The organism is Streptomyces sp. NRRL B-24572 (genome assembly GCF_002156145.1).
Classification (GTDB): Bacteria; Actinomycetota; Actinomycetes; order Streptomycetales; family Streptomycetaceae; genus Streptomyces; species Streptomyces vietnamensis.
Genome location: NZ_MWIG01000537.1, coordinates 1 through 5,531, shown reverse-complemented (window position 1 = coordinate 5,531; position 5,531 = coordinate 1). Strand labels below are relative to the sequence as shown.

Annotated in this window: 5 protein-coding genes and 1 pseudogene; 1 reads left to right on the top strand and 5 read right to left on the bottom strand. The window is 72.9% G+C overall.

The window, feature by feature from the left end; all coding sequences use genetic code 11:
- Window positions 1-433: pseudogene (locus CCN56_RS29175) on the bottom strand (hypothetical protein); the annotation flags it as partial.
- On the bottom strand, window positions 433-1,110 hold the full coding sequence (locus tag CCN56_RS29170; RefSeq protein ID WP_041130887.1) for an RNA polymerase sigma factor: 678 nt from the start codon (window positions 1,108-1,110) through the stop codon (window positions 433-435). The gene CCN56_RS29170 and the pseudogene CCN56_RS29175, both read right to left, overlap by 1 nt.
- Before the next feature lie 390 nt (window positions 1,111-1,500).
- On the opposite strand from CCN56_RS29170, the gene CCN56_RS29165 reads away from it, so the two are divergent.
- The gene (locus CCN56_RS29165; protein WP_086830961.1) at window positions 1,501-2,238 is read left to right on the top strand and encodes a Clp protease N-terminal domain-containing protein; all 738 of its coding nucleotides are present in this window, start codon (window positions 1,501-1,503) and stop codon (window positions 2,236-2,238) included.
- Between the two features lie 153 nt (window positions 2,239-2,391).
- Here CCN56_RS29165 and CCN56_RS29160 read toward each other — a convergent pair whose 3' ends face one another.
- The 3 genes from CCN56_RS29160 to CCN56_RS29150 all read right to left on the bottom strand — a co-directional run bounded on the left by CCN56_RS29160 (window position 2,392) and on the right by CCN56_RS29150 (window position 5,373).
- Entirely contained in the window at window positions 2,392-2,952 is a 561-nt protein-coding gene (locus tag CCN56_RS29160) for a hypothetical protein (RefSeq protein WP_086830960.1), read from the bottom strand.
- 66 nt (window positions 2,953-3,018) lie between these two features.
- Window positions 3,019-3,663: a DUF4328 domain-containing protein gene (locus CCN56_RS29155; protein WP_086830959.1), complete on the bottom strand. Its 645-nt coding sequence runs from the start codon at window positions 3,661-3,663 to the stop codon at window positions 3,019-3,021.
- 87 nt (window positions 3,664-3,750) lie between these two features.
- Entirely contained in the window at window positions 3,751-5,373 is a 1,623-nt protein-coding gene (locus CCN56_RS29150; protein ID WP_086830958.1) for a glycoside hydrolase family 20 protein, read from the bottom strand.
- Window positions 5,374-5,531: the final 158 nt, after the last annotated feature.

Sequence of the window (5,531 nt, the reverse complement as noted above, 5' to 3'; positions counted from 1 at the left end):
CGGCGGCGACCGCGGCGGCCAGTCCGTACCGCATGGAACGTCCCCAGCGGCGCGCCGGGGCGGTGACGGGCGCGAGCCGCACCCGGCCCAGCTCGGCGACGGTGGCGCGACCGGCGGCCGCGGTGGCAGCGGAGGACGCGGTAGCAGCGGACGATCCGGCGGCGGACGCGGCGGCAGCGGCGGACGCGGCCACTGCGGACGCGGCGGCGGCGCGCTCGGCGGTGGCCTTGCGGAAGGCGGCGAGCGCCGCGGCCTCGCCCGGCAGTTCGGTGCGCGCGGCCGGCGGGACGGCCGGGATACGGGCCGTGCCGAGGGCCTCGGCGAGGCGCTCGGCCTGGAAACGCGCGCGGTCGTCGAGGGCCTCGACCGGTTCGCCGCGGAGCAACCGCTCCGCGGCCTCCTGATCGAGCCACTGGTACCGCTCGTCGGCCATCACATGTCCTTCTGCGTACGCGGACGTGATTGCGTCACACCGCCGGGGGCCACGGACCCCGGCGCGCGACCGCGTTGCGGAGGGACGCCGTCCAGGGGGACGACGGTTCCCGCGCCGTCGTCCTGCCCGTCGACCCCGAGGAGCTCGGCGAGCTTCTTGAGCCCCCGGTGCGCGGCGGTGCGCACGGCGCCCGGGCGTTTGCCCAGGGTGTCGGCGGCGCTCTTGGCATCGAGGCCGACGACGACGCGCAGGACGACGGCCTCGGCCTGGTCCTGCGGGAGCTGGGCGATCAGGTGCATGGTGTCGCCGGTGGCGAGGGCCTCCAGGGCCTCGCCGGCCGTGTCGGAGTCGGCGGGCTTGTCGGCGAGCTCGGTCTCGTCGGCGCCCATGGCGGGACGGCGGCCGCGCATCCGGATGTGGTCGAGGGCGCGGTTGCGGGCGATCCGGGCCGCCCAGCCGCGGAACCGGTCCGCGTCGCCGTCGAAGCGGTCGAGGTCGCGGGCTATCTGGAGCCAGGACTCGGAGGCGACGTCCTCGGCGTCCGCGTCGCCGACCAGCGTGCGTATGTAGCCGAGCAGCCGGGGGTGCACGGCGCGGTAGACGGTACGGAAGGCGTCTTCGTCCCCGTCCTGCGCAGCGAGCACCGCGGCGGTCAGCTCCGCGTCGTCCCCCAGCACTCCCCAAACCCTGTTCGTCGGTGACGTGGCCGCGCCCGCGTCATCGCGGCTGGTCACCACCGCCACGCCGCCTCGCGCACCTGCACGCTACGTGGTGTCGCCGCGTCACGTCCACGCGGTCAGGGGTCTTTGTGCAACTTGCAACCTCCGGGCGGCCCGGGAGGGTGTGACAGAAAACGCACCACTGGCGCTGATAGGAGTACGGAGCCGTGCTGCGGCTCCGCGGACGACGACCGGGGCCTCTCCTGTGGGGGGTGGCGGCCCCGGTCGTCTCCCATTTCCCCCTTCTTCTCACTCTTTCTGGTGACCTTTCACCTCCCGGGGAGTCATACGCCCTTCGAGTGTCAACCAACGGTTGACAGTGGAGGAGTGTCAACCTAAGGTTGCCTCATGACGAATCCAGTCGGCCTGAATGTCCCTGTCCGTCTCGACGAACTCATCGAAGCCATCAAGAAGGTCCACCCGGACTCCCTGGAGCAGCTCTCCAGCGCGGTCATCGCGGCGGACCACCTCGGCGACGTCGCCGACCACCTCATCGGCCACTTCGTGGACCAGGCCCGGCGCTCCGGCGCCTCCTGGACCGACATCGGCCGCAGCATGGGCGTCACCCGCCAGGCGGCCCAGAAGCGCTTCGTGCCGAAGGAGCCCGACGCCTCCACGATGGACCCGAACGCCGGGTTCAGCCGCTTCACCCCGCGCGCCCGCAAGGTGGTCGTGGCCTCGCAGGAGGAGGCCCGGACGGCCGCCAACGATCAGGTCACGACCGGTCACCTCGCCCTCGGCCTGCTCGCCGAACCCGAGTCGCTCGCCATGCGGTGGCTGCTCGGGCACGAGGTGACGGCGGAGGCGGTGCGCACCGCGGTGACCCCGACGCTGCCGCCGCGGGCCGAGAAGATCCCGGCGCTGATCCCGTTCGACGCGGACACGAAGAAGGTCCTGGAGCTGACGTTCCGCGAGGCCCTGCGCCTCGGGCACAACTACGTCGGCACCGAGCACATCCTGCTCGCCCTGCTGGAACACGAGGACGGGCAGGGCGTACTGAGCGGGCTCGGCCTGGACAAGGCCACGGCGGAACGGGAGATCGCGGAGACGATCGCCTCGGTCGCGATCCAGGCGCCGGAGGCGTAGATCCGGACGGTCAGGCGGTGCGGGCCCTGCGGCCCGAGGCCGCGGGAGTCAGCAGGATGCGGACCCGGCGGCTTGATCCCCGCGGGAGTCAGCGTGGCGCGGGCCCGGCGGCTTGATCCCCGTGCGCGTCAGGCGGCCCGAGCCCCGCGCGCGTCAGGCGGTGCGGGCCCTGCGCGACACGACCGCGCGCAGCACCCGGCCGCCCTCGACGGAGAGTTCACGTGCCCGGCGCAGTCCGGTCGGGCCGTGGGCGACCGTTTCGAGGACGGCCTGCTGGCGGCGGAGCTCCCCCGCGAGCAGCGGGCCCGCACCGTCCGCGTCCCCGGCCCGGCAGCGCTCGACGAGCCCGTCGGGCACCCCGGCCGCGTCGTACCGCCCGTGCAGGGCGAGCGCCGCGACGGAGCAGTCGCCGGCCCAGGCGCGCAGGCCCTCGGCGGTCCAGGCCGCCGGGGCCTGCGCGAGCATGGTGCGTACGGCCTCGGCGTCCTCCGTGCCCTCGACGTCGAGCTCCACGCGGGCCTTGGCTACGGCCTCGCCCCAGGCGGCCCCGTCGCCGCGCGCGACGGCGGCCCACACGGGGCGCAGGGCGTCGGCCCGGTCGGGAGCGAGCAGCGGCAGACAGCGGTCGAGGCAGGCGAGTCCGGCCGCGGCCAGCCCCCGCTCCTCGGCCCCGTCGATCAGTTCCAGCAGGCTCCGGCCGTTCCCCGACGTCATGGACGCCTCCTCGCCACCCGATGCGGACGCAGTACTTCCACTACTGCGCCGAGGGGCGCTTTTTCGTCACTGCGCGGCCGGAATCATGCCAGTGGCCTTGGCGGTCTGCATAGAGGTCAGACGCCGGACGACGAGGATCGCGAGGACGGCGGCGACGATGTCGACGACGTAGCCCGCAAGGGACCAGGCGGCGGCGGTGTCATAGGCCTCCGGCGTCTCGGCACGCCTGTACAGCTGTGTGGCGACCCTGTCCATGACCCAGTCGGCGATCCAGAACGACCACCAGGCGTCCAGGAGCGTCAGCTCCCTCTTGCCGTCGGCGGCGTACGGCTCCCAGCGGCTGGCCCGCCAGATGTCGACCGCGATCACCCGCGGGATCCAGAGATTGCCGATCGGGACGAACCAGCCCCCGATGGCCCAGCCGGGCTTCCGGCCCTGCAGATCGCCGGCCCAGACCTCGGCGTTGTTCCGCAGTCGGTGGAACCAGATGATGAAGACGACGACGGTCGCCACGAACAGCGTGAACGACATGCTGTAGGCCACGTTCAGGTCGACCGACCCGAACACGGCCGGATCGAAGGCGTAGGGCATCGCGTCGGCCATCAGCCAGCGGGCCTCGAACAGACCGAGCAGGACGTCGAAGAAGATGTTTCCGGCCAGCAGGGCCACGACGGCTCTCGCGAGGCCGTTCGGATTCTTGAGCGTGAGCAATGGGTTCCCCCCAGGAACGCGCGGCGGCCACTCGGCCGCCGCCGGGGGAACGTACGCGATCCGGACCGATCGCGTCCACGACGGAAGTCAGGTCACCCTCGCCGCCAGCGCCCTGAACTGCTCCCAGGTCAGCGTCGGTGTCGACGGGTCCCAGACCTTCTGGGCGAGGGCCGCGAGGGGCAGGTGGATGCCGGTCGCCACCTGGGCCTGGGTCTGGGCCCGGGACAGGTCGCACCAGACCGCGAGCCGGCCGCCGAGGATCTGGGGGTCGTACCGGGCCGGCACGGGGGTGGAGCCGCGCAGGACGCGCGGGGTCCACTGCTCGTAGATGCGGCGGCCCGTGGGGTAGGGGAACTTATTCGGCTCGCCCAGGATGTAGTAGAGGTAGTCGTCGTTGAGGTTGATCAGCTTGCGGCCCGCGCTCAGGTACGAGGCCGGCAGCCGCGCGCCGATCTCGCGGCCCGTCCAGTACTCGACCTCGATGTCCTTGTCGGGGCCGACCACCCCGCCCGTGTAGAAGCCGTCGTTCCAGGCCTTGAGGGTCTTGCCGGTGGGCCGGACGACGGCCGCGCGGTCGTTGAGCCAGCCGGTGGCGAGGTCCTGGACGCGGCCGGAGGGCCCGTACTTCGCGACCGCGGCCCGCGCCAGCTTCGGGTAGCTCGCCTCGGGGTTCTTGGACATGAGGGCGACGTACTCGTCGCCGCCGAGGTGCCAGTACGCCCCGGGGAAGAGCTGGGTGTACTCGCGCAGCAGCTCGTCGACGATCTTCGCCGAGTCCGGGTTCGAGATGTCGACGGTCCCGCGCGGGGTCCGGCCGCTCGCGCTGACGAGCTGGAGGTTCGGGTGGGCCGCGATGACGGCGCCGAGGTGTCCCGGCGAGTCGATCTCGGGGATCACCGTGACGTGGCGGCTCGCCGCGAGGGCGAGGATCCGGCGGACCTCGGCCTTGGTGAGGTGCTCCGCCGACACCACCTCGGGGTGGCTGTCGGACTCGATCCGGAAGCCCTGGTCGTCGGAGAAGTGCAGCCCGAGCTGGTTGAGCTTCAGGTCGCTCATCTCTCGGATGCGGTCCTCGATCCACGCGGCGGTGAAGTACTTGCGGGCGATGTCGACCATCAGGCCGCGCTGCGGCTTCGCCGGCCGGTCGGTGACCGTGCCCTCGGGCATCGCGCCGGTGGCCCTGACCGACTGCTTGAGCGTGCGGGTGCCGTAGAAGACCCCGGCCTCGTCGGGGCCCGCGATCCGGACGCGGCCGCCCGTGACCGTCAGGGCGTACGACTCGGGGGCGCCCGTCCCGCCCAGGGCCAGCTCGACGTCCCCGGGTCCGGCCGTGGCGGCGCCCCGGTACGGGATGCCGAGCTCCCCGGCGATCAGCCGGCCCTCGTCGGCGAGGGCCTCGCTGTTCGCGGCGAGGACGACCCCGCCCGTGGGCACGGGCTTCCAGCCGGGGCCGCGGGCGGCCTCGTGGGCACCGACGGAGGGGATCGTGCGCGGCGCGGTGGAGAGGGGGTAGTTCTTCGTGGGCGTCGGCGTCGGTTTCGGTGTCGGGCTCGGCGGCGGGGTGCTCGTGGGCGTGGCGCTCGCGGACGAGCCCGTGGCGGACGGGGTGGACGGAGAGCCGTTCGAGCAGGCCGCCACGGTGGCCAGCGCCACCGCGGTCGCCAGGAGGGCGGGGCCCCGGCGAGGCCCCCGGAGGGAGTACCGCATCATTCGGATCCTCCCGTACGGACGACGGTCCGACCAGCCGACGGAGCCGGAAGCCGATCGTCCATCACCTGTTCCGAAACTCTCCCTTCCGGGTGAAAATCGCGCATCCGTCGGACACTTCCCTCATCCCGTCGATAACGTTGCGTCACGCCCACCCCACC

What these genes read in the sequence shown, in the direction of transcription:
- CCN56_RS29165 (WP_086830961.1), top strand. Translation starts at nt 1,501, where the DNA reads ATGACGAATCCAGTCGGCCTGAATGTCCCTGTCCGTCTCGACGAACTC.
- CCN56_RS29160 (WP_086830960.1), bottom strand. Translation starts at nt 2,952, where the DNA reads ATGACGTCGGGGAACGGCCGGAGCCTGCTGGAACTGATCGACGGGGCC.
- CCN56_RS29150 (WP_086830958.1), bottom strand. Translation starts at nt 5,373, where the DNA reads ATGATGCGGTACTCCCTCCGGGGGCCTCGCCGGGGCCCCGCCCTCCTG.